We start from the raw sequence: 19,971 nt of genomic DNA on the forward strand, positions 1-19,971 counted from the left end.
TTGTCAATTACCTGTTATCCCATTGTTGTGCTGCATCATTTACAGCTTGATCTACTGTTTTTTGTTTTAACATTGCCGCTTGGAGATTTTCATAAATTGCCCTTTGCAACAATTTAAAATCCTTCATTTTGGGAGTTAAAACTTCTGCTTTTTGCATTTGTTCAGCACTGATAATTCTGCCTTTTTCCACAGTAGAAGCATTAGCAGGAACTTCCTTAAAATAACTATCTGATAAAGCTTTCACCGTCGAAGGTAAAACATTGGCAGCTTTAGCAAAAGCTAATTGATTTTCGTCATTGGTAACAAATAAAGCAAACTTAACAGCAGCATCAGGATTTTTAGTAGCACGGGGGATGACAATATTCATTACAGCCACATTTTTCTTACCCGTATCACCAGTTATTTGGGGTGCGATCGCCGAAGCTTTAGCTATTTCTGGGGCATTATTAGAAATAGTCTTCAAAAACTCAGGACCAGAAGCTAAAAACGCCGTTTCTCCAGATTGGTATAAATCAATAGCATGACGATGACCTTGAGTCAATGATTCTTTAGGTAGTAATCCTTTCTGATATAAATCTACCCAATACTGAAAAGCAGCTTTTCCTTGTGGAGTGTTAAAAGCCGCCTTACCCTCAGCATTTACCAAAGTAACACCCATTTGCACAAAAGATTCCAAAACCTCACCAGAATCTTGAGGCACAAAAGTAGCAAAAAAGGCGTATTTACCAGTTTTATCTTTAATTTGTTGCGCCGCTTGTGCTAATTCTGTATAAGTTGCAGGTGGTTTTGTGATACCTGCTTGTTTGAGCAAATCAGTGTTATAAATAGTTAGCCTCGTAGTCAGATACCAGGGAATACCAAAACTCTTACCATTGAGGGTACTAGCTTGCCAAATATTGGGCAAATAGGAAGAACGAACTTCACTAGGGACCTTTGCATCCAAATCTAACCAGGCATTTCTTCCTGCTAGTTGGGAAGCAAAATCTGGGTTAAGGTTAACAACATCTGGGGGCGTTTTTGCGGAGACAGATGTTAAAATCTTATTCTCCATTGCAGCCCAAGGCACATCCACCCATTTGACTTTGATACTGGGGTTTTGGGATTCAAAAGTCGAAATCAGACTTTGGAAGTAGTTGGTAAATTGGGGTTGGAGTTGCATAGTCCAAAACTCAATGGTTGCGACTCCTGAAGCAGCAGGTTTTGTGGTTGTATCAACATTACCTGTGCTGCAACTGACAACCCAACTAGCTAATAAGCCAAGCAGCGCCCAAACAGTTAAATGTTTGAATTTTTGCGTTCTAATCATTGTGGTAATATTTTTACGATTAACGGGGGTGATTGGTGATTGGTGATTGGTAATTGGTGATTGGTGATTGGTGATTGGTAATTGGTGATTGGTGATTGGTGATTGGGAAAATACAAATAATTTCTCCCTGACTCCTGACTCCTAGAACTCCTGACTCCTGACTCCTGACTCCTGACTCCTAGAACTCCTGACTCCTAGAACTCCTGACTCCTAGAACTCCTTCTCATAAATTTTCCATCTAGCAATCTAGCAGGTAAAACTGTGGTTAGCATCTTCAGTAATCTTGGTAATCTCCTTGGTAAACCCAACAAAGGTGTTGGTATTGAATTAGCACCAGATCGAATGAACATAGTTCAACTGCGTAAGCAGCGCCAAGGTTTAAAAATAGAATCTTTGACAACATTCCCAGTTCCAGAGGGAATAATTATAGATGGTAAGATTAACGATTCTCCCCGGATGGCAGAAATTATCCAACAGGGAATGGTTGAAAGCAACATTAAAGCTTCCCGTGTTGCTACTTGTATTCCCGGAAGAGATGCTATTGTCCGTGTGATTCCTGTACCATCAGAGTTGGATGATAAAGAATTGCGGGACATGGTGCTAAACCACGAAGCCGCATTGTATTTACCCTATCCACGAGAAGAAGCTGATGTAGATTATCAAAAATTGGGGTATTTTGTAGACGAGGATGGCATTGAAAAAGTACAAGTGCTTTTAGTTGCCACTCGTAAGGAAGTGACAGATACCTATATTAATACTTTTGCCGAAGCTGGATTAGCAGTTGATATTTTAGAAATCAACAGTTTTGCTCTGATTAGAACTATTCGGGATCAGTTGCGACTATTCGGACCCCAAGAAGCAGCAGTTTTGGTTGATATTGAATTTGATAGTACGGAAATTGCCATCATTATCAATGGAGTACCACAATTTTCTCGTACTGTGCCTATAGGTACATATCAACTGCAAGCAGCTTTATCTAGGGCTATGAATTTGCCCATATCACGGGAGATGGATATGTTGATGGATATGACTATTCCCGCAAATCCTTTGGATGTAGCTAGAACCGGGCTGACTGGTGCTAATCCTGGTATGAGTCCGATGTTAAAAATACTAGGAGAATTAGCTGATGAATTACGTCGTTCTATTGATTTTTATATCAATCAGAGTGAGGGTTTAGAAGTCGCACAGATTTTACTAGCTGGTATGGGAGGAGGATTGCAACAACTGGATGAATTTTTTACTCAAAGATTAGGTTTTCCTACTACTCAAATAGATCCGATCAGAGATTTGTCTTTGCAAGTAGAAGAAGATAAATATCCCCCAGTGCAACGCCCTGGTTTGGGGATAGTTCTTGGTTTAGGAATGCGGGAGGCATAAAAAATGTACAGTTTAGATATTAATTTTCTCAAAGACCGATCACCTGCTGAGTTGAATGAGAATAAACCTGTTAGACCAAAAGCTGATATTACCGAATATACACCAGCTTTATTGGGAGTCGGTGTGGGTTTGTCTATTCCAGCTTTAGTGTTTGGTGTGTTGTTGTTTTTACAAGCCCAAAATGCAGGATTAGGACAACAAATTGCCAAACTAGAGGAGGAAAACAAAAACCTAGATGTAAAATTAGCCGATATTAAGAAAATTAAGGATGAAACCACCGGCATTAAAGAGCAAACACAAGCTTTAGTCACAGTGTTTGATCAAATTCGTCCTTGGTCAGCAATGTTACAGGATTTGCGCGATCGCATTCCTGCAAATGTACAGTTGGAAACCATTAAACAAATGCCACCTGTGATCAAAGCCAATAACACTGAAGACGACAGTAACAATGCCGGAGAATTAGAAATTACAGGTTATGCCCGTTCTTTTGCTGATGTCAATGACTTTCTGTTAATTATGGGCAAATCCAAGTTATTTAACCCCGAAAAAAGCAAAATTAGTACAGCGGAATTAGTTGATGCACCTGAGATCACTGGTGCTGTTCCACCTGAGACGAAAACTGAAGTGAAATTTAAACCTCCTCAAGTAGTTAAATACACTATTAAAGCTAGTTTAAGTCCTGTACCTGCATCACAATTAATCCGTGATTTAGAACAAAAAGGTACAGTCGGATTAGTTGAAAGAATCCGTAACTTGCAAAAAACAGGAGCTATTGCCAAATGACAGTCAGTGATGATTTAAATTTTTCTAAAAGCACCAATTTTGATGACGTTGGATCTTCCTATCCTGTTGCCTTTGGTGTTACTTTTACACCCAAAGTAACTGGTGGGGTGGTTGGTGCTATAGGCGTGCTAGGCGCTGTTTATATGATAGTCAACATGGTGATGCCAGAGTTTACCAATTTCAATGACTTGCAAACCAAAAGTAAGGATTTACAAGGACAAGTTGATCAAAAAAATCTCCAAGCTAAACAAGCTGATAAGTTACTAGGAGAATTAGCTCAGTCTAAGCAACAACAAACCCAAGTTTTAGCTTTATTTGCTAATGAAAAGAGTTTGGATACATTACTAATTGATACCAGTTATTTAGTAGATTCCAGTAATGCTACAGCTATGGGCAGTAGTTCCATTAAAGCCCAACTGAAAAAGTTTGCACCAGCAGGAGATAAACCAGAAATTATTAATGATGGTAGTCTAGGAGACAAAGTTAACAACAAACTCAAACGCCAAGTTATCAAAGTAGAAATAGAAGGCAATTTTGAACAAACTCAGGCAATTATGCGTAATATTGAGCGATTACAGCCTTTATTACTGGTGCAAAATTATGATTCAAAATTAATGCCACCAGAAAAAGAAGATACAGATGATAAGCAAAAAGGAGCGCGTACAGGAGTGGGCAAAATTTCTACTTCCTTTGACTTAGTAGCATTAATGCCATTAACTGCGGAAGAACAGGCAAAAGCAGCAGCAAAAGCCGCACCACCGCCGAAATAACCTGCAAAAATCCTGAGTGCTGATTTGTAACTCAAATGCAAATTCCATGTACAATGGATGACTATTAGATTTTGGCTTAATAAGTAGATATACAGACTGGTTTTTATTAAATGTGAGGAATGAACTGTGAAACAGGTTCATAGTAATGTTTTAATTTCTAGTGCGGCAGCTTGTGTACTTTTAGCAGCACAGCCCGTTTTGGCACAGACAACTCAAATTACAGAAGTGAAACTAAATCCCGTTGATGGGGGAATTAGTGTAATTTTAAAGACATCTTCTGGAAATAAACCCCAGATTTTCACGACAAAAAGAGATAAAGCCTTAGTTGCAGATATTATTAATACTCAATTGCGTTTACCCCAAGGTAAGAGTTTCCGTCAAGAAAACCCAGCACCGGGAATAGCATCTGTTGAAGTTAATCAGTTAGATGCCAATAGTGTGCGTGTTACTGTCATGGGTATGGATAACGCTCCTGCTGGTAAACCTGTAATCCGTGAAAATAACAATCTAACTCTTGGTTTTACTACCACAGGAGAAACAACAGCAGCAGCACCCACAGCACCAAACACAACAAACACAACCCCAACCACACCGAATACAAATACCACAGCATCAGCACCTCCAACTCCCCCTGGTGATGCTGTAGAGTTTAGTAAACAGCCTGATGTGTTAGTACCTAACCCAGAAATAACAATTGATGGTAAAAAAGCACAACCAGCAGGACCAAATCAACCTTATAACCTAGCGCCTCCTTTTTTACCTAGAGCAGTTGCCCCACCAGTAGGTGATATTACTCAATCTAACATTGATACATCTCCTACAAGTATTGATTTAGGAACACAGGAACGAGTACCGCGTTTGGTGTTGCGAGATGCACCTGTGAGGGAAGTTTTATCACTTTTGGCTCGTGCTGCGGGGCTGAATTTGGCTTATGTTGGGAAAGGAGGGGATGACCAAGCATCTAGTACATCAACTTCAACTGAAAACGTTGGTGATACTGACAAACCAATTACATACGAAAAAATATCCATAGATATAGAGAATGAATCAGTGCAAGATGTATTTAATTATGTCTTACGTCTAAGTGGTTTAGAGGCGAATCGCAGTGGACGCACTATTTTTGTGGGAACTAAATTGCCTAATACTACTCGTGATATTGTCATGCGTAACTTAAGACTGAACCAAGCAAAGGTAAAAGAGGTTTTAAGAGTTTTAGTGAATTTGGGTGCAGAAAGTGCTGTTAATGCTGAAGCTAAAACAACTAGGGTCACGACAGACGTAATTGGGAAAGAAGAAGGAAGGAAATCACAGACAGCTGAAGACACTACTCTTGTAGCTCAACGGATTAAATTTACTGACTCAGTTCCTTTACTTAGAGGTTTACAAGTATCAGGGGACGAAAGAACTAATACTATTACCTTGATTGGGACTCCTAAATTAGTTGAAATGGCTACGTCTCAAGTTGTTCCGCTTGATATACGCCGTCGTCAAGTGGTAATTAACGTCAAGATTATTGATGTTAACCTTTTGGGTATTCAAGAGTCCAATTCTAGTTTTTCTTTTGGTCTTGGTAATAACTATTTTACCAGTGATGGTGGTGCTGCAACTTTCAATTTTGGTGGTTCTCGACCAGCGACAGGAAGTGAAGTATCAAGCAGTTTAACTGAAACACCTATAGCTACAAATCCACCTGGTACTGCTAACAGTTTTCGATTCCCTAAACGCTTGCTTGCTAGTTTGCAAGCTCAAGTACAAAGTGGCAATGCTAAAATTTTGACTGATCCGACCCTCATTGTTCAAGAAGGCCAAACTGCTGACGTACAACTAACACAGGACGTTATAGGAGATATAACAAGAACTATAACTGACACTCCTGGAGGCTCTAGGGAAGAGAGAAAGATATCAAAAGAACCTGTAGGGCTTAAGCTTGCTGTTGTAGTGGATAGAATTGACGATAATGGTTTTGTTTCTCTACAAGTTGCTCCCCAGGTTAAATCTCCTGCTGGTACAGTAGATACAGGTAATGGACAAATCATTTTAGTTTCTACTCGCGCCGTTACTTCTGGTACAATTCGTCTGCGAGATGGTCAAACGCTGATTCTTTCTGGTATTATTCAAGATCAAGATCGTGCAACTGTAACCAAATTACCAATCTTAGGTGATATTCCTCTAATTGGTGCGCTATTTAGAAAGACCAATAGACAGAATGAACGTAGAGAGGTAATTGTGTTAGTCACACCTCAAATTATGGATGACTCAGAGCGTTCTAGCTATGGTTATAACTACAATCCTAGTCCACAGGTGCGGGAGATGCTTGAGCGTCGGGGGTTGAGAGTTCCTGGTAGCAGGTAGACTGTGCAGATCCTGAATCATTAGACCTCTGGTGAAAAAGATGTAGGGGCAATTCATGAATTATCCCTACCAAAAGTTTCAGGTTACGCTTATGTAATTTTCGGCGATGTCTAATGGGTAGCAAATTCTGTAAATTCGCGCATATCAGGAGAATGAAAAGCTAATACTATATCGTCTTTTGGTACGCCTTTTTCGAGTAGAAGTGTAGCAATTCCGACTTCAGTTCCATCATGTTGTATCCAAATTTTGCCGTTTTTAATGTCAATATGGATACTACAACCATGAGTGCGATTATTCCCACGCCAACCAGTATGTAAGAGAAGATAGTGGTCGTTTTGGGTATCTATAACCGCTTGTGCTTCGATTTCTTCCGGTGTAAATCGTCTTTGAGCTTTTTGTGACATACTCCACACACTCCCCTTCGGATGAGTGTGGGCTTCTCAGCGACTCTTCTATGAAGACATTGACTGAGCTTTAAGACCGTGTGTCCCACGGTTCTTGATATTTATAGCGGCATTTAGATCCCTGCACAAACTCGCATGACAGACAGGGCAATTGTGCATTCTTTGGGATAATGGCTTTTTAACTTTGTGGCCACAACTAGAACATTCTTGACTTGTACCGTTTGAGTTCACAGCTATTACCTTTAAACCAGCATTTTCGGCTTTGCTTGAAAGAATAGAAATGAATTGTCCCCAACCAACATCATTGATACTTTTTGCCAGCCATGTTCTAGCGAGTCCTTTTATATTCAGCTTTTCAACAGCAATAACATCATATTTTTTGAGTAGAGTATTTGCTGTTTTAAAGTGAAAATCTTTGCGGGTATCTGATACTTTCTTGTGTTGAATCCCTAGTTTTTTAATTGCTTTTTTACGGCGGTTAGATCCCTTTTTTCTGCGAGACACTCGACGCTGTGCAGATTTTAATTTGCGTTCAGCTTTACGTAAAAACTTAGGGGCGGCAATTCTTTCATCTTCTGAGGTGACAATAAAATCAATTAATCCGACATCAATACCAACAATATTATTAGCATTAAAATCAGGTTTAATAGTTGGAACTGTTTTGTCGTCAAGGCTTAGAGTTACATAATACCCGTCTGCTTTTTTAGTGACAGACACAGTTTTAATATCAAAACCATCGGGTATTGGACGATGAACAATTACTTGAATATCACCTATTTTTGATAGCGTAATCTTGTTGCCATTAAAATGATGTCGCTGGAATTGAGGAAACGTAAATGTTTTATATTGCCCCACACCTTTAAATCTAGGTCTACCCGACTTTTTACCATTAACATCGCCTTTTAACCATCGAGCAAAAGCTATCTCGACTTTTTTAGGGACTTCTTGTAGCACTTGAGAATAAATCTTTTTGTACCAAGGACGGTCTTTTTTAAGTTGAGTTAATGATGCTTTTTGGGTGTAATAATCCGGTTTATCCTTGAGTTCTGGTAAATGGCAAATAACAAGGGAACATCTATCAATTGGAGAACGGTTATGTTGATACCAATTAAACCGTTGAGCCAGCAAATAATTGTATTGATATCGCAACATTTCTAGCGTTTCATCAATCTTTTCTGCTTGTTCTTTTGTAGGTTTAATTTTGTATTGATAGGATATCCGCACCTGATTATTGCCTTTTTCTGACTTTGGTGTCACTATTTTAGTATACACCAATTATGAGAGATATGGCAAGAGGCTTATGAAAAATGATTTTGTATCGAAGGGAAGGTCGGTCAGTGATTTAAAAGTACATCTAGTTTTAACGACAAAATATAGACGTAAAGCCTTTACTGGAGAGATGTTACAGCGACTGCACGTCATATTAGAAGAACTATTAGTTAAATGGGATTGCAAACTTGTGGAGTTTAACGGAGAAGAAGATTATATCCATTGCTTGTTCCAATACCACCCGGACTTAGAATTAAGCAAATTGATAAATAATCTTAAATCAGTTTCTTCTAGGAAATTACGCCAAGAATTTTCAGAACATTTAGCCAAAATTTACTGGAAAGATATTTTTTGGAACGGGTCTTATTTTGTTGCTAGTTGTGGCGGGGTAACTATGTCAAGCTCCGATACTTTATCGGGCGTGGTTTTGGCTCGCTTGATTTTCTTATAAACATCTATCCTTTGCAGAAAAGCCTGAATTTTCAAAAGATTGGCTGTTTTCTGCTGAGAGTTTTGCGCCATGAATCTTAGTTCACCCACAACTACAGCGTTGGTAGCGATGATAGCTTTACCTATTTGCCGGAAGTGATTAACAACTTTTGGTTCACCTTCAATTAAGAAAGAACAGTGATTGGTATCGAGCAAATACATATTTGAATATATTTATTTGAATATATTTATTTGAATATACTTATATTTGCAACGGCATACGGTTATCATGGACAAGTTGCAGACATTCTCGAAGATCGTCTCCTGACCAAGAACCTGCAAACTCAAGTAAATCTTCGGCTGTTGAACCCTTCAATGTGTCTGCGCTTAAATTGGTTTCCTTGTTCAACTGCCTTTGTGAATGACTGGCTTTTATAAAGCGAATAAAATCTAATGCCTCAGTTAACAATTCTGGTGGTAAGGACTCGATTTCTTGCACTAATAATTCTTTAGTCATAATTTAGTATTCTATGCTTTTATAAGTAAATATAGCAGAAGATATGTGAGCAGCAGCGTTGGGAAGATTAAACTTTAACAAATCCTACGCAAGAATCAGGTTTTTAGTCTAATCTTGCGTAAGTCCTAATAACAATGTATTGACATTGTGTACACGATTATTTATAGTAGGAGTAATGGAGTTATTAAAATTCAGGAAACTAAAATGGTAGCTTCCTTTGAAATGGATAATCCTGGACGCAATCAGGTGATTAATATTAGAGTTCAAGAAAAACAGCGTAATTTAATTGATTATGCTGCATCAATTCTTGGTAAAACTCGTTCTGATTTCATGTTAGATGTCGCTTGTAGAGAAGCAGAAAAAGTAATTTGTGATCAAACTTTTTTTGCTTTAGATGAAAAAAAATATCAAGAATTTATTGATATTTTAGATGCACCACCTCAAGCAGATGAGGAACTACGTAAGTTTTTAGCTGCTAAATCACCTTGGGATTAAGAATGGTGCAGAGGAAAATTATAGAAGCTCCTCAACCAATTAATTCTAGCCATGATATATTACAATTCAAATCAAGGTTAGAAACTTTAAATAATTGGTTAAGGGAAAAAGCATTTAAAAATGAGGGTGATACTGCTAGAACTTATGTTGTAATTTGTGAAAACAAAGTAATCGGTTATTACTGTTTGGCAACTTCTGGTGTATATCACTCAGTGGCTATGAGAAAGGTCAAGCAAAATGCACCAGATCCAGTGCCTTGTATGATCATTGGTAGGTTAGCTGTTGATGAACAATGGGAAGGTCAAGGTATAGGATCTGGTTTATTAAGAGATGCAATTTTTCGGGTTTTACAAGCATCCAAAATTGTCGGAATACGATGTATTTTAGTTCATGCGAAAGATGAAGAAGCTAAACAATTTTATCTAAAACATAAGTTTAAGCCCTCACTGATAGAACCTTTAACATTAATATTGCCTTTAAAAGATATTGTTGCGAACCTTTAAGAAGTATAAACGTTTTTTGCAACGTCTTTACAAGGCTTTTAAACTTTGTTTTGTGGTTCATTGACCTGATCTTTACCCAATCACCAATCACCAATCACCAATCACCAATCCCCAGTAAGCATTTATTCCTAAAAATTCGGTGTTTCCAGGGCAACTATGCAGCAAAAAACACAATAAATTCTGAAATCTATATAAATTAATGCTTTCACCTATGCACTTCTGGCTACAACACCTTAGAATGATTCATTGAAAAGTCGAGCCAATCTGATTTACAGGGGTTTTGAGTGTAAATACTCTTAAAGGACGATTTTTGTAATGCGGCCAACAGAGATTTCCGTAAAGATCCGACAAAGTACATCTTGACTAAATCTCAAGTAAACCTCAAGGAGTTTGATATGAACAAAGGCGAATTAGTTGATGCAGTGGCAGAAAAAGCCAGTGTGACAAAGAAACAAGCGGATGCGGTGTTAACTGCTGCTATTGAGACAATTATTGAGGCTGTGGCTTCTGGCGATAAAGTCACCCTGGTAGGATTTGGTTCTTTTGAATCACGGGAACGCAAAGCCCGCGAAGGCCGCAACCCCAAAACCAATGAAAAAATGGAAATCCCAGCTACCAAAGTTCCTGCTTTCTCTGCTGGGAAGCTCTTTAGAGAAAGAGTAGCACCCCCAAAAGAGTAGGTTCTGTTCTAGGAAGTCTATTTTTGATGCGACAACAGGCACACGGGGGAAATTTAGCTTGGGCAGCGGCGTTAGCCGGCTGTTCCCCGGATGCTATTGTCGATTTTTCTGCCAGCATCAGCCCGTTGGGACCACCAGACAGCGTTATTGCTGCGATCGCCTCCCAATTTGGTAATCTAAGACACTACCCAGACCCAGATTACAGCGAACTCAAACACGCTCTGGGTCATTTCCATCAACTACCACCGGAGTGGATTTTGCCAGGCAATGGTTCGGCAGAATTACTGACTTTGTTAGGTAGGGAATTAGGACAATTAGCGGCTACAATATTAATAACTCCAGCCTTTGGCGATTATTACCGCACCCTAGCGGCTGATAATGCTAAAGTGCTAGAGTTTCCTATTTTGGGGACTGGGGATTGGGGACTGGGAAAGATTTATTCCGCATTTTCCTCAGATACCCCGTCTAAAAATTGTGGTTTATTGCTAAATAATCCCCACAACCCAACGGGTAAGCTATTTTTACGGGATGAGATTTTGCCCTACTTGAAAGATTTTGCTTTGGTGGTGGTGGATGAGGCGTTTATGGATTTTCTGCCTCCTGATCAGGAACAAAGTTTGATTGGATGGGTACAGGAATATGAGAATTTGGTAATATTGCGATCGCTCACCAAGTTTTACAGTCTACCTGGGTTAAGGTTAGGATATGCGATCGCTCACCCGGACTTGCTGAAAAAATGGCAATCATGGCGAGATCCCTGGCCTGTGAATACCCTAGCTGCTGCTGCTGCGATCGCTGCACTCCAAGATACAGACTTTCAACAACAGACCTGGAAATGGCTGCCACAGGCACGAAATCAACTTTTTCAGGGTTTATCGGCAATTAACGGATTAACACCCCTAGAAGGCACTGTTAACTACCTCTTGGTAGAGTCTCAATATTCCACCTCTGAGTTACAAGAAAAATTACTGCGACAGCACCAAATTTTAATTCGTGACTGTCGGAGTTTTAAAGAGTTGGGCGATCGCTTTTTCCGTGTCGCTGTCCGTTTCCAATCTGATAACCAACGCTTATTAACAGCCCTTAAATCAGTTATCAGGTGACTGGGGACAGGTGACAGTGAATAGATAATTATTTATTCCCAATTCCCAATTCCCAATTCCCAATTCCCAATTCCCAATTCCCAATTCCCAATTCCCAATTCCCAATTCCCTGTTCCCCGTTCCCTGTTCCCTGTTCCCTATGACTAATGAAAATTGACTACGATATTGTAATTATTGGTGGTAGTATTACCGGATACCAAGCTGCCTTAACTGCAACCCAACTACAAGCGAAAGTTGCCTTGGTACAGCCTCAAGTCCACTATGAATTAAATTATCATTACCCACTCAGCGAACTAAGTAAAATCTCTCAGCAGTGCGTTGATATGGCAACTCTTGGCATTATTACCGAGAGTAAAAACATCAAATCAGATTTTCACCTGAACAAACCAATTAGCAATACTGGAGTATCAGAAAAATCGCAAATTTCCATCTTGCAACCGACTTGCAGCTATTCTTACCAGCAAGCGATGTTGTATCATCAAAGTATTGCAGCACATATAAACCAAATTAATTCTCTTGCTAATTTGTCTGCCCAAGGTGTTGATGTAATTATTGGTAATGGGAAATTTCAAACTTCTCCCAAGCTGAGTTTTCCAGTGAATGACAGAATTTTAAGCGCCCGTACCTATTTACTCGCTTGCGGTTCACATCCAAAAATTCCCGATATTGAAGGTTTAAACACTATAGGTTATCTCACCTTAGCGAATATTTGGCAATATTTAGAAACACCAAACCCTCCAAAAAATTGGGTAATTATTGGTGGTTTACCCCAAAGTATTGAAATTGCCCAAACTTTAGCTAATTGGGGTTGCAACATCAATTTAATATTAAATCACTCCAGTGTTTTTTCCTATCTTGAACCAGAAATAAGACAATTATTGATAGCACAATTAGAAGCTGATGGTGTGCGTATTTTTAACCAAACAAGAGTCACCCAAATACGAAAAATTGAAGATAAAAAATGGGTGCAAGCTGGAGATCAAGCCATTGAAACTGATGAAATTTTAATTGCAACCGGACAACAACCAAACATAGAAAATTTAAATTTAGCAGCAGCAGGAGTCAAATGGCATCCAAGGCGTTTAGTTGTGAACAAAAAACTCCAAACTACAAATCATCGCATTTACGCTTGTGGTGATATTCTGGGTGGTTATGATATTGCCAACATTGCCAATTATGAAGCTAAAATTGCTGTGAAAAATGCTCTATTTTTTCCCAGACTTGAAGTTAATTATCGTTGTATTCCTTGGATAATATCTTCTCAACCAATGGTAGCGCAAATAGGGTTAACAGAATTACAAGCCAAAAGAAGATATGGTAAAAATAAAGTTTTAGTTTTTAAAAACTATTTCAAAACCTTAACAGCAGCACAAATTAAAAATGAAATTACAGGTATTTGTAAACTAATTGTTTTAGAAAATGGTCAAATATTAGGATGTTCTATATTTGGTGCAGAAGCGGAAGAATTAATAAACTTAGTAGCTTTAGCAATGTCAAAAAATCTGAAAATTGAGAACTTAGAAAATTTAGCTGTTGTTTATCCTAGCTTTTCAGAAATATTACAACAAACCGCAAGAGAATGGAATAAACAAAAGTTAAATAAGAACCATATTTTGCAAGAGTTTTTGCAAAGTTTCTTGCATTTTCGCAGAGATTGGAATTTATAATATTCAACAAAATATTCAACAATAGAAAATTCAAAATTCCCTTTCAAAAGGTTTTATTTGAGATTTAATACCCATTTTGCAAACGCAGATAAACGCAAATAAACGCGGATGATTTTATCAATTGATAATTGATAATTGATAATTGTTTTATACAAAAATTAAACCCAGAAGCAAACAGATACAGCATATTTCATACCAGTGAGGTATAAACTCAAATCATAAAACCCTTGTGGAACAGGCATCTTGCCTGTTAACCTTGTACCTCATTTACCTCGAAACTGCTGTAAATGCAGATGATCTGATTGTTGGGTTTCCTTTCGTCAAGCCAACCTACTGAGATATAATATCTAATATTCAACAGGTAAGAATCATGACTTCTGTAACCTTACAAATCCCAAAATCATTAAAATTCACAGATGATGAATTTGTAGAAATAGTTGCAGCTAACAAAGATATACGCTTAGAATTATCACATCAAGGGGAATTAATTGTTATGTCACCAACCGGAGGAGAAACAGGAGAAAGAAACTTAGAATTAAGCGGACAAGTTTGGTTTTGGAACAGAAAAAATAAATTAGGAAAAGCATTTGATTCTTCCACCGGTTTTAAATTACCTCTTGGTGGTACTCGTTCCCCCGATGTCTCTTGGATAAAAATAGAAAGATGGAATGCACTCACACCAGAACAAAGAAAAAAGTTTTTACCTTTATCTCCTGATTTTGTAATAGAATTAGTTTCCGAAAGTGATGATTTAGCAGATACCCAAGCCAAAATGCGCGAATATATTGATAATGGTTTGCGTTTAGGTTGGTTATTAAATCCCAAAGATCAACAAGTAGAAATATATCGTCAAAATCAAGAAGTAGAAATATTAGAAAATCCGCAAAGTTTATCAGGAGAAGATGTTTTACCAGGTTTTATTTTAGATTTAACACCTATTTTTTAAACGCAAGGTTCGTAGTCAGGAATTTATTCCTTACTTGAGGACTGAAGTCCTCACTACGGAACTTCATCTACCTTTGCGTCTTTGCGTCTTTGCGTGAGATAAAAAAGATGTTGGGTTTCCTTTTGTCAACCCAACCTACTCCTTGATCTCCTTTCTATGGTACTTCAATGGGAATCAAAGAATTTTCCGGTAAATAACTGTGATAACAACCATCATCAGCTAAAACCAAAACCAACCTTACAGGATAGTCAGGAGGAACTTGCAAATCTGCCCAAGGTACTGCTATTTCTAAACAATTATTTAACGCCACTTGGGCGCGAGTTGCGCGGGGATACCATTGATAATGTTCTCCTGCTTCTCGAAAATTAATTGTTTGGGAAAGTAGGTTAATTTCTAAGTGATGGTGAAAGAAATAATTAACGGGTGCAAGATCAGGAACTTCTGCTAAAGGTGCAGGACTATTGATCATTGGTCTATCGGGATAATACCACAATAAATTTAATTCTTTGGGTAGTTCTTTTCCTGGTGTGACACCGCTTTTAAAGTCTACTCGCACATAGAAATTTAGGTGATCAACACCGTAAAAAATACGCTGGACTAAACTACTTTGGTGCATTGTTCCCCGTGAACCACCTACTTCTATTCTGCCGGCTTTATCCCAGTCTTGTTCATCTCCTTTACCGTCAAGTATGGGATGAATAAAACTTTCTGGACGATGATCTAATTTGGCTTCGTGTACTTCTAATGGTTGGGTTAAATAGGCTGGTATGGGTTCATTTAATGCTTTATAAATGCCATATAAATGTTCTCTAAATAGTTGATCAAATATGGCATCTTGATTTGATGAATGTCCTTCTCCAAACCACCAAAACCAATCAGAACCTTCAGCAGCATATAATGCTTCCCACGCAGCAGGGTTATTTTCTTCGGTTGCTTCGGGATGTTTTGCTAAGGTTTCTCTAGCATGGGTTAAATAGTCCCAAGCGCGGTTTTTTACAGGATCACCGATCCAAGTTGTAAAACTGCCATCTACCCATGAACCGCTATGTAATTTTTCACCATTTATAGTTGCTGTAGCGGGGTATTTTTCTAGAAATTCGGAAACAGTAACCAGTTTGATATTTTCTTGATTACTCAGGTTTTCATACAATGTTTCTAGGAAAATTTTACCGTCTTGGGGATAAAATTCCCAGCAATTTTCCCCATCCAAAGCAATGGTAACTAACCAAGGTTGTGAAGTTGGGTTTTCTCTTTGTTTTCTAGCGATCGCCTGTAAATGTCCTACTAAGTCTGCGACCGCTTGTTTTGGCTGCATTGCACCATAAGTAAAACCAACTAAATCTGATAATCTATGATCCCGAAATACAATGGAAACCTCACCTGCGGGAGTTTGCAAACGATAGGGACGGTATAATAATTCTGGTTGTTGTACATTTCCCGCCCCATCCCGATGAAAGAAATGTTGCAATGTCCAACCTAAAACCGCTTCATCTGAGCAAATCCACTTAAACCCTTGTTTGATAATATACGGTAAAATTTCTGGACTGACAGATTGTTCCGAAGGCCATAAACCCCTGGGAACTTGTCCAAACCTATCTTTATATAAATCCCAGGCTTTTTGTAAATGGCGGGGAATATCTTCCGCCCAGTGGAAACGCTGGTTAGGCAATGTCATTTGTGGCACTGCCACCCGTCCAGAGTTGGTATCAGCTAACAGGGGTAAAATGGGGTGAGTGTAGGGGGTGGTGGTAACTTCTAGCTGGCCAGTTTCCTGCATTTTCCGGTGTTGGGGAATAATGCGACTGAGGATTTGTTTTTGTTTAGAATAGATGCGTTGGCGATCGCCTAAAGTAAAATTACGTCCTTGTTTTAACCAAGCTGCAATTTCTGGATCATCCCAAAATAAAGGATCAATCCACGCTAAATTATGCCAAGCTAATAAAACACTATAATCTACAGCTTGCCAATTTGCTAAACACCAACCTTGACCCTTGTCCTGTCTTTGATAATACAATTGGGCATAACGGGGATGTGGGTCAATTAAAGTATGATGGTTAGCATCAAAAAAATGTTGAACTATAAACTCTTTTTGTTCTGTGGTTAACTGTTCAACAGGTGTTAAACTGGCAGTTAAATAAGGGTCAAAAGCATTGCCAGCAATATAATCTTCTAACTGTAAAATTAACGACGGTACTAAATTCACCGTTTGGTGTAAGTTCGGGTATTTTTCCAGCAACAATATTAAATCTAAATAATCCTTAGTACCATGTAACCTCACCCAAGGTAAGCGATACTGCTGACTGACAGGAGACTTGTACAGCGGTTGATGTTGATGCCAAATAAACGCGACGTAAAGGGGATGAGACATGATCAATAATATGCTTTTCAGGATTTACTAATAATTTTCAATTATCAATAATGGTAATGGGTAATGGGTAATTGGTGATAGTTGATAGTTGATAGTTGATAGGGAAACATAAAATTGATTACCCACTTCCCAATAACCAATAACCAATCACCAATCACCAATCACCTATCCCTAGAGGACTTGTTCAATTTCTGCAATTTCTGGAATCAGTTCCTTGAGACGGCGTTCAATACCCATTCTCAAAGTCATTTGTGAACTGGGACAAGAACCGCAAGCACCTTGTAACCGTAGTTTCACAATAGGTCCATCGAGTTCTACCAGTTCCACATTACCCCCATCAGACATCAGATAAGGGCGCATTTCATCTAATACAGTTTCAACGTTTTCAAGTGTCAATTCCATAGTTTTAGACCTGTTCAGTTAAGGACGGCTTTGAAAATGGGATTTGAAGATTATCCACCCATTTCCCAAAATATAACAGGAGTCAAGAGTCAGGAGTCAGGAGTTCAAGGAGTCAGGAGAATTTTAGATTTTAGATTGGATTCATGAAATACAATCCAAAATCCAAAATCCAAAATCCAAAATTTTATCCCCAGTCCCCAAATTTCAATCATTCCATTCTCCTCTAGGGGGGATAGGTGTGCGTATTGGTGTGCGAGTTAGTTCATCATCTCTAGGTATGTCGCCGCGTAACCATTGGCGGATGGCGACTTCTATCACCTTACTGGGATCATTGGTAAGATGGTGAATTTGAGCTATTAATTCAGAGTCTAGGCGTACCGCTATTTCTACCTTAGCAGCGTGTATATTTTCCGCGTCGTTAGGTTTATCTTGCATATTCATAGGTTTATACTTTCCCAAAAAATTACCAAACTCAGATGGCCAGTTTGTCAGTGTCAGTTTTAATATACAGTGTCATCATATCCTGAAAAATAATTCACCTGTCTGGGGACTGGTGATTGGTGATTGGTGATTGGTGATTGGTGATTGGGGACTGGTGATTGGAGTTAACAAAAACAATCCAAAATCCTTACATCCAAAATCCAAAATAAAAAACTCCTACCTCCTGAACTCCTGAACTCCTGACTCCTAGAACTCCTGACTCCTGTTCCCTTTACCCAATAAAGCCTTAAAATACATTAAGTAAATAGATTTAACTTTTGATTGCTGCTAAAGCAAAGATGGTATATGACTGACGTTCCCGCAGTTCGCATTCGCAATTTCTGTATTATTGCTCATATTGATCACGGTAAATCTACTTTAGCCGATCGCTTACTCCAAGCAACTGGCACTGTAGAAGACAGACAAATGAAGGAGCAGTTCCTCGATAACATGGATCTGGAACGGGAGCGCGGCATTACAATTAAGCTGCAAGCTGCCCGGATGAATTACACAGCTAAGGATGGTCAGCAGTACGTTTTAAACTTAATTGATACTCCTGGTCACGTTGACTTTTCCTATGAGGTTTCCCGTTCTCTGGCTGCTTGTGAGGGTGCTTTATTGGTTGTGGATGCCTCCCAAGGGGTAGAAGCGCAAACTTTAGCAAATGTGTATTTAGCACTGGAGCATAATTTAGAAATTATCCCGGTTTTAAATAAAATTGATTTACCAGGAGCAGAACCAGATAGAGTAGTTAGTGAAATTGAAGAAATTATTGGTTTAGATTGCAGTGGGGCAATTTTAGCTTCTGCTAAGGAGGGAATCGGTATTCCTGAGATTTTAGAGGCGATTGTGGAGCGTGTACCCCCAGCAGCTAATACGGTTGATGAGCCTTTAAGGGCGCTGATTTTTGATAGTTACTACGATAGCTACCGGGGTGTAATTGTTTATTTCCGGGTGATGGATGGGACGGTGAAAAAGGGCGATCGCATCTATTTGATGGCATCGGGTAAGGAATATGAAATTGATGAGTTAGGTGTCCTTTCTCCCACCCAAAAACAAGTTGAAGAACTCCATGCAGGAGAAGTAGGTTATTTAGCCGCCTCTATTAAAGCTGTGGCTGATGCACGGGTAGGTGACACTATCACCTTGTCTAAGGCTAAAGCCACAGAACCTTTACCCGGTTACACTGAAGCTAACCCAATGGTATTTTGTGGGATGTTTCCCATAGATGCAGATCAATTTGAAGATTTGCGGGAAGCTTTGGAAAAACTGAGATTGAATGATGCAGCTTTGCAATATGAACCGGAAACTTCTAGCGCAATGGGGTTTGGTTTCCGTTGTGGGTTCTTGGGTTTGCTACACATGGAAATTGTCCAAGAACGGTTAGAGCGAGAGTATAACCTGGATTTAATTATTACAGCCCCATCTGTGGTTTATAAGGTGATAACGATCAAGGGTGAGGAACTGTATATTGATAATCCTAGCCATTTACCTACACCTAATGACCGGGAAAGAATTGAAGAACCTTATGTACAGGTAGAAATGATTACTCCCGAAACTTATGTTGGTACTTTAATGGAGTTATCACAAAACCGTCGGGGTATTTTCAAAGATATGAAATATCTCACCCAAGGACGGACTACACTGACTTATGAGTTACCTTTGGCAGAAGTTGTGACAGACTTTTTTGACCAAATGAAATCGCGATCGCGTGGTTATGCCAGTATGGAATATCATATGATTGGCTACCGTGAGAATCATTTGGTGAAGTTGGATATCATGATTAATGGTGATCCGGTAGATTCTTTAGCGATGATTGTGCATAGAGATAAAGCCTACAATGTTGGCAGAGCAATGGCTGAAAAGCTCAAAGAACTTATACCACGTCATCAATTTAAAGTTCCCATTCAGGCAGCTATTGGTAGTAAAGTTATTGCCAGTGAACATATCCCGGCTATGCGGAAAGACGTTTTAGCTAAGTGCTACGGTGGTGACATCAGCCGGAAGAAGAAACTTTTGCAGAAACAAGCCAAGGGTAAAAAACGGATGAAAGCTGTGGGTACGGTGGATGTACCCCAGGAAGCGTTTATGGCGGTGTTGAAGTTAGACCAAAGTTAATG

At 39.0% G+C, this 19,971-nt stretch carries 20 protein-coding genes; 12 read left to right on the plus strand and 8 right to left on the minus strand.

All coding sequences use genetic code 11. The features are described from left to right. Positions 1-7 precede the first annotated feature (7 nt). The gene (locus IQ237_RS07645) at positions 8-1,306 is read right to left on the minus strand and encodes a sugar ABC transporter substrate-binding protein (RefSeq protein WP_194053817.1); all 1,299 of its coding nucleotides are present in this window, start codon (positions 1,304-1,306) and stop codon (positions 8-10) included. Positions 1,307-1,576: 270 nt separating this feature from the next. On the opposite strand from IQ237_RS07645, the gene IQ237_RS07650 reads away from it, so the two are divergent. The 4 genes from IQ237_RS07650 to IQ237_RS07665 all read left to right on the plus strand — a co-directional run bounded on the left by IQ237_RS07650 (position 1,577) and on the right by IQ237_RS07665 (position 6,588). Continuing rightward, entirely contained in the window at positions 1,577-2,683 is a 1,107-nt protein-coding gene (locus tag IQ237_RS07650; RefSeq protein WP_309225715.1) for a pilus assembly protein PilM, read from the plus strand. Positions 2,684-2,686: 3 nt separating this feature from the next. Then, positions 2,687-3,466, plus strand: coding sequence for a PilN domain-containing protein (locus IQ237_RS07655; protein WP_194053820.1), 780 nt, complete (start codon positions 2,687-2,689; stop codon positions 3,464-3,466). Next, positions 3,463-4,236 (plus strand): pilus assembly protein PilO, encoded by a 774-nt coding sequence (locus IQ237_RS07660; protein WP_194053822.1) that lies wholly within the window; start codon positions 3,463-3,465, stop codon positions 4,234-4,236. Before IQ237_RS07655 ends, IQ237_RS07660 begins: the two co-directional genes overlap by 4 nt. 126 nt (positions 4,237-4,362) lie before the next feature. Next, positions 4,363-6,588 (plus strand): type IV pilus secretin family protein, encoded by a 2,226-nt coding sequence (locus tag IQ237_RS07665; RefSeq protein WP_194053824.1) that lies wholly within the window; start codon positions 4,363-4,365, stop codon positions 6,586-6,588. Positions 6,589-6,698: 110 nt separating this feature from the next. On the opposite strand, the gene IQ237_RS07670 is transcribed toward IQ237_RS07665, so the two are convergent. Continuing rightward, on the minus strand, positions 6,699-6,992 hold the full coding sequence (locus IQ237_RS07670) for a XisI protein (protein ID WP_194053826.1): 294 nt from the start codon (positions 6,990-6,992) through the stop codon (positions 6,699-6,701). A gap of 48 nt (positions 6,993-7,040) precedes the next feature. After that, positions 7,041-8,216: an RNA-guided endonuclease TnpB family protein gene (locus IQ237_RS07675; RefSeq protein ID WP_194053940.1), complete on the minus strand. Its 1,176-nt coding sequence runs from the start codon at positions 8,214-8,216 to the stop codon at positions 7,041-7,043. Between the two features lie 76 nt (positions 8,217-8,292). On the opposite strand from IQ237_RS07675, the gene tnpA reads away from it, so the two are divergent. Next, the gene (gene tnpA, locus IQ237_RS07680) at positions 8,293-8,712 is read left to right on the plus strand and encodes an IS200/IS605 family transposase (protein ID WP_194053828.1); all 420 of its coding nucleotides are present in this window, start codon (positions 8,293-8,295) and stop codon (positions 8,710-8,712) included. Here tnpA and IQ237_RS07685 read toward each other — a convergent pair. Together IQ237_RS07685 and IQ237_RS07690 are read right to left on the minus strand one after the other, a co-directional pair. Next, entirely contained in the window at positions 8,625-8,912 is a 288-nt protein-coding gene (locus IQ237_RS07685) for a type II toxin-antitoxin system VapC family toxin (protein ID WP_194053950.1), read from the minus strand. The genes tnpA and IQ237_RS07685 overlap by 88 nt on opposite strands. 40 nt (positions 8,913-8,952) lie before the next feature. Next, positions 8,953-9,210: a DUF2281 domain-containing protein gene (locus IQ237_RS07690; RefSeq protein WP_194053942.1), complete on the minus strand. Its 258-nt coding sequence runs from the start codon at positions 9,208-9,210 to the stop codon at positions 8,953-8,955. Between the two features lie 201 nt (positions 9,211-9,411). On the opposite strand from IQ237_RS07690, the gene IQ237_RS07695 reads away from it, so the two are divergent. The 6 genes from IQ237_RS07695 (at position 9,412) to IQ237_RS07720 (ending at position 14,601) form a co-directional block, all read left to right on the plus strand. After that, a complete protein-coding gene (locus tag IQ237_RS07695) occupies positions 9,412-9,702 on the plus strand; it encodes a DUF1778 domain-containing protein (RefSeq protein ID WP_222620581.1) in 291 nt (96 codons plus the stop codon). 2 nt (positions 9,703-9,704) lie between these two features. Next, positions 9,705-10,205 carry a GNAT family N-acetyltransferase gene (locus IQ237_RS07700; RefSeq protein ID WP_194053830.1) on the plus strand — a complete coding sequence of 167 codons (501 nt, stop codon included), beginning with the start codon at positions 9,705-9,707 and terminating at the stop codon, positions 10,203-10,205. A 395-nt stretch (positions 10,206-10,600) separates the two neighbouring features. Next, on the plus strand, positions 10,601-10,885 hold the full coding sequence (locus IQ237_RS07705) for an HU family DNA-binding protein (protein WP_096572272.1): 285 nt from the start codon (positions 10,601-10,603) through the stop codon (positions 10,883-10,885). 26 nt (positions 10,886-10,911) lie between these two features. Next, positions 10,912-11,988, plus strand: a complete 1,077-nt coding sequence (gene cobD, locus IQ237_RS07710) for a threonine-phosphate decarboxylase CobD (protein WP_194053832.1) — start codon at positions 10,912-10,914, stop codon at positions 11,986-11,988. 146 nt (positions 11,989-12,134) lie between these two features. After that, complete coding sequence (locus IQ237_RS07715; RefSeq protein WP_194053834.1) at positions 12,135-13,655, plus strand: NAD(P)/FAD-dependent oxidoreductase; 1,521 nt, start codon at positions 12,135-12,137, stop codon at positions 13,653-13,655. Positions 13,656-14,025: 370 nt separating this feature from the next. Next, positions 14,026-14,601, plus strand: coding sequence for a Uma2 family endonuclease (locus IQ237_RS07720; protein ID WP_194053836.1), 576 nt, complete (start codon positions 14,026-14,028; stop codon positions 14,599-14,601). 154 nt (positions 14,602-14,755) lie between these two features. Here IQ237_RS07720 and IQ237_RS07725 read toward each other — a convergent pair whose 3' ends face one another. The 3 genes from IQ237_RS07725 to IQ237_RS07735 all read right to left on the minus strand — a co-directional run bounded on the left by IQ237_RS07725 (position 14,756) and on the right by IQ237_RS07735 (position 17,812). Further along, on the minus strand, positions 14,756-16,969 hold the full coding sequence (locus IQ237_RS07725; RefSeq protein ID WP_194053838.1) for a glycoside hydrolase: 2,214 nt from the start codon (positions 16,967-16,969) through the stop codon (positions 14,756-14,758). 171 nt (positions 16,970-17,140) lie between these two features. Next, a complete protein-coding gene (locus tag IQ237_RS07730; protein WP_194053840.1) occupies positions 17,141-17,371 on the minus strand; it encodes a NifU family protein in 231 nt (76 codons plus the stop codon). A gap of 204 nt (positions 17,372-17,575) precedes the next feature. Continuing rightward, positions 17,576-17,812, minus strand: a complete 237-nt coding sequence (locus IQ237_RS07735) for a hypothetical protein (protein ID WP_194053842.1) — start codon at positions 17,810-17,812, stop codon at positions 17,576-17,578. Between the two features lie 345 nt (positions 17,813-18,157). Between IQ237_RS07735 and lepA the strand changes: the two genes are divergently transcribed. Continuing rightward, positions 18,158-19,969, plus strand: coding sequence for a translation elongation factor 4 (gene lepA, locus IQ237_RS07740; protein WP_194053843.1), 1,812 nt, complete (start codon positions 18,158-18,160; stop codon positions 19,967-19,969). The last annotated feature ends 2 nt before the right edge of the window (positions 19,970-19,971 follow it).

Source organism: Sphaerospermopsis sp. LEGE 08334 (genome assembly GCF_015207205.1).
Classification (GTDB): Bacteria; Cyanobacteriota; Cyanobacteriia; order Cyanobacteriales; family Nostocaceae; genus Sphaerospermopsis.